General features: G+C 62.8%; 3 protein-coding genes. 2 read left to right on the plus strand and 1 reads right to left on the minus strand.

Annotation, left to right across the window (positions count from 1 at the left end):
* Positions 1–82: 82 nt before the first annotated feature.
* On the minus strand, positions 83–226 hold the full coding sequence (locus tag ACFVFQ_RS38385; RefSeq protein ID WP_383425332.1) for a hypothetical protein: 144 nt from the start codon (positions 224–226) through the stop codon (positions 83–85).
* A gap of 335 nt (positions 227–561) precedes the next feature.
* Between ACFVFQ_RS38385 and ACFVFQ_RS38390 the strand changes: the two genes are divergently transcribed.
* Both ACFVFQ_RS38390 and ACFVFQ_RS38395 read left to right on the plus strand, forming a co-directional pair.
* Positions 562–1,911: a hypothetical protein gene (locus ACFVFQ_RS38390; RefSeq protein ID WP_383425334.1), complete on the plus strand. Its 1,350-nt coding sequence runs from the start codon at positions 562–564 to the stop codon at positions 1,909–1,911.
* Between the two features lie 199 nt (positions 1,912–2,110).
* Positions 2,111–3,541, plus strand: coding sequence for a DUF4255 domain-containing protein (locus ACFVFQ_RS38395; protein WP_383425336.1), 1,431 nt, complete (start codon positions 2,111–2,113; stop codon positions 3,539–3,541).
* Positions 3,542–4,035 lie beyond the last annotated feature (494 nt).

Consider the following 4,035-nt stretch of genomic DNA (forward strand, 5'->3'; position numbering starts at 1 on the left):
TCCTCGACCATCCCGGCCGCAGTGGTCACCGAGCGGACTGGTGACAGCCGATACGGACCACCAGACGACGCCCGTACTCGTCTCACTGGTCAGCCAACCCAGCTATGCAGGCGTTGACTTCAGCCTCCAAGGCGACAACCAGCATCCGCCGCACACCCTCGCGGACCATGTCACTGATCAGGAAGCCGGCCTCGGCCGTTCCATCGGCATTCACTCCGCTCAGCACGGGCGCGCCTTCCCAACCGACGGTGGAACGCCGGCCTGCTCGATGACCAGAAGTCGATCACTCGGAAACGTACGCCGCCCTTCACGTCCAGCCCGAGGCCGACCGACAGGTCATGAGCATTGCTCGAACCACACCACAAGACCTAACAAAGCCCTACTAACCCTGGAAGTGGCACTGTGTCAACTACCCCTCAACGAGCCAGACTTGCCGCAACAGCCACCTCTCTGGCCGTCACCGCCGCATCTCTGTTGCCCACAGGAGCCTACGCCGCAACCGCCGCACCTCCGCGGCGGGCCAGTGTCCACTCAGATAACTCCTACGTCGGGAAACTCTGTATGTACTCCCGGCGAACTACCCCGAATGACCTGGAAGCGGAACTGAAAGACCTCCTCACCAAGCGTATGAAAGTCTCCGAGAACATCGTCCAGACCAACAACCTGCAGGCCGTCATGGCCTTCTTGGTACAGAAGTACGGCGACCAACAGAAGGCAATCCAAGCCCTGCTCAACGAAGCGGCAGCCGAGTTCGGCAGCGGCTCATTCGGGCACTCCTGGCTAGCCTACTTCCCCAACGACGGGAAGAAGCCCACCACGTACGGCTACCACGCCAACGGACCCGGCAAGCAGGCGTTCGAGATCAACAACCCATCGTCCGACTCGCCATCCCGCGATCACAAAGCAAGAATCTGCCAGCCCGTCACCCAACTGCAATCCCAGGAACTGACAACGATCGCCAAGGAGGAGACGGACAAGAAGCAGGAGTACACCTGGCAGGAGAACTGCACCGAGTTCGCCGGCAAGGCCTGGAACAGGGTCATGACCAAGGGAACCGGCACGTCACTAGAGTTCCGGCAGAAGCCCGTCAAGGGGGGACTAATGGACCAGCTGATGCAGACCATGCACGCCCAATACCCAGCCGTGGCGACACCCGGACAACTAGGCTACGTCATCGGCGCTGCGAACGGCAGTGAGGAAAAGCGGCAGTTCAAGCTCCCCACCGAAGTACTCGCGACAGCACCCCTCCCGGGATCAGCCGACGTGCTGGGAGTCTTCACCAAAGACCGGTACGCCACCATCCGCATGAACGGCACCACGGACATCGCCCTAGCCGGCAGCCGACCGGTGACCGTGCTCACGGCAGGGACCAAGTTCTTCACTCTCGACACTGTCGCCACCTTCAACTGCAGCCCCAGCAAAGACCAGGACTACCCGTACTTCGTCTTCAGCGGCAGCAAGTACGCCACCGTCAATGCCCGGACCGATGGGGACAATGTCGTCCTCGGCCACAAGGGAAGCCCCACCAACATCAGCAACATCCCGGCGTTCAAGGACTTCGACCACGTCGACGCCGTTATGAACGTCACCTCGCGCGTCGAGCAGTGCTCCCCCCAGGGCCGCAGCAAGTCCGCGGACTTCGTGGTTTTCTCCGGCAAGAAGTACAAGTACATCACCGTGGACCCGTCAGGAGACCTGACAAGGGCCGAAGAAAACTCCTCGAAGAGCGGAACCCTGCGAATCGACAAGGTCCGTGCAACGATCGGCGTTCCCGGGTCCAAACCCCGATATGTCTTCTACGGCGGCAAGTACGAGAAGATCGACGCTCCGGAACCGAGCCACATCCGCGGCACGGGACACCCCGTCACAGAGAACTGGCTGTCCTTCTCCAACGCCGGACTCGCCCCCTGACCCAAGCCACCACCCACAAACGGCATTTCATCGCCCAAGACCTCCTGCCCGAAACCTTCCCCGGACTCTAACCGGGCGGTGAGTGCCCAACAGACGGCGGACCCGATGATCAAGGAGACGGCGATCTCCAGCGATCACAACACTGCTACGTCACGGTGCCACCTCCTGCTTCGCTGGGCGCACGAAAGAGGCTCAACTCATGTTCCATCTCGTAGACAAAGCCCTGAAGGAACTCGTCACCGGAATCCTAGAGAAGGCGGAGTTTTCCCCCTCCCAAATCGACGTGGACTTCAAAGCCCCTGCCGAGAACACGGCCCCCCAAGCCTGCAAGATCATGGTCGGGCTGTACCTGTACGACGTACGCGAGGACCTAACCCGCCGCACCAGCGGGACCATCCGCTCGGCTGATCCCAGCACCGGCAAGCCCATCGAACACGACCCACCCCGCTACGCCCGCTTGTCCTACATGGCGACCACCTGGGCTAACTCTCCCCTCGAAGAGCACGAGGTGCTCGCTGCCCTGCACACCGAAGCCTCCAAGACCACCCTCCTGCCGGTGAATTTCCCCCCCGAAATCACCGCCCTAGACCGCCAGGCCCACCTGACCGTCGCCACCCCCACCACCGAGGACCGGGTCCTGACCGAACTGTGGAGTGCACTGGGGACCCCCCTGCGGCCCTTCCTCAGCTTCACCGTGACCACCCCCCTGCTCTCCTTCACCCGCCTCACCCCGGCCCCCACCCCCCGGAAAGTCCGCCTCACCGCCCAGGCCGAGCCAAAGCCCAAACCTCCGGCGATCGGGAGACCGGCCGATCGCGCAGTGCTGGGCGGTGCCCTCGCGACGGTGTCCGGGACAGCAGAGCAGGACGCGACGGTTCAGGTCAGGCTGGACGGTCACGATCTGGGCCACGCCGTTCGAGCCTCGGACCGTTCATGGTCTCTCTCCCTGGAATCCCCTGCGGGTGCGGGCGAGCACAAGCTCACCGCGGAACAACGAACCCGAGACGATGGTCCGTGGTCGGCCGAGGCGTCCTGTTCAGTGACGGTGCTAGGCAAGCCGGTAATCACGCCGCCCAAAGATCCCAACCAGTGGTCGGGGACGCTGTCGGGAACGGTAACGCCGGATACGTATCTCACGGTTGAGATCCGCTCGGGTCACCCGTCGCCGGACGGGGCCCTGCTCGGCTCGCAGGCCCCCTCTACTGACGGGGCCTGGACGGTGACCGTGCCAAAGGAAAACCTGACACCCGGCACCCGATACGTCCTGTATGCCTGCCAAATGGGCGAGGACGCCCAGTGGGCGGTCTCCGACCCCGTCACGGTCACCGTTCAGCGCGAGAATCCAGACCCTTTGGTGACCCTCACCCGACCTACCAGGGTGACTAAATGGCAGGACTTCGACGTCTCAGGAACAGGCGTATTTGGGCAGGGGACTGTAACGGTAGAGAATAAGGTTGATCACCATCCGGGTTGGGCCTCAATTACAGAAGAGCTTGAAGTGGATTCAGAAAACAAGTGGGCGGGCAGAGCGAGAGGCATTCAGAAGGGTAAGCGCACTTTAAGAGCTGTGCAGACCATCAACGGCAACGACACCTACTCCGAAGAGCTGGAGATTGAGGTGAAGGCATAGCCAGGACCCCGGCGTTTACCTCGCATGCCCGGTTGGTCACACGATGCCATAGAGCGCGAGGACACGGTGGCGTTCGGCATGGGCTCGGCGTCTGGCGGCGGCGTTGACGTGTCCGGCGAGCTTGAGTGCGTTGCGGATCAGGTCGCGTCCCTCTGTGACAGCGTGGCGTGAAACGCCCCGATTCGCCTTGTCAGCCTTCCCCCGAGTACAAGCTGCGGATCGTGGCCCAATACGACGCCACCCCAAGGGTGAGAAGGGCACCGCGCCGCGGCGCGAGCGCTTGTACGACTCACACATCAAGGGGTGGCGGGCCGCCCGGGACGCGGGCGCCCTGGACGCACGGGTGTGTCCAGTCAACAGCTGATCTTGGTTGTTGAGGGTTAGTGGTTGGTGGTGGGGGGGGTGAGGCGGCCTTCGAAGGCGATCTGGAAGGCGTTCAAGGGTGCTTTCCAGCGCATGGTCCAGCGGCGTTGGCCCTTTCCTGTCGGGTCCAG

The organism is Streptomyces sp. NPDC057743, from assembly GCF_042798755.1.
Taxonomy (GTDB): Bacteria; Actinomycetota; Actinomycetes; order Streptomycetales; family Streptomycetaceae; genus Streptomyces.

What these genes read in the sequence shown, in the direction of transcription:
- ACFVFQ_RS38395 (WP_383425336.1), top strand. Translation starts at nt 2,111, where the DNA reads ATGTTCCATCTCGTAGACAAAGCCCTGAAGGAACTCGTCACCGGAATC.
- ACFVFQ_RS38390 (WP_383425334.1), top strand. Translation starts at nt 562, where the DNA reads ATGTACTCCCGGCGAACTACCCCGAATGACCTGGAAGCGGAACTGAAA.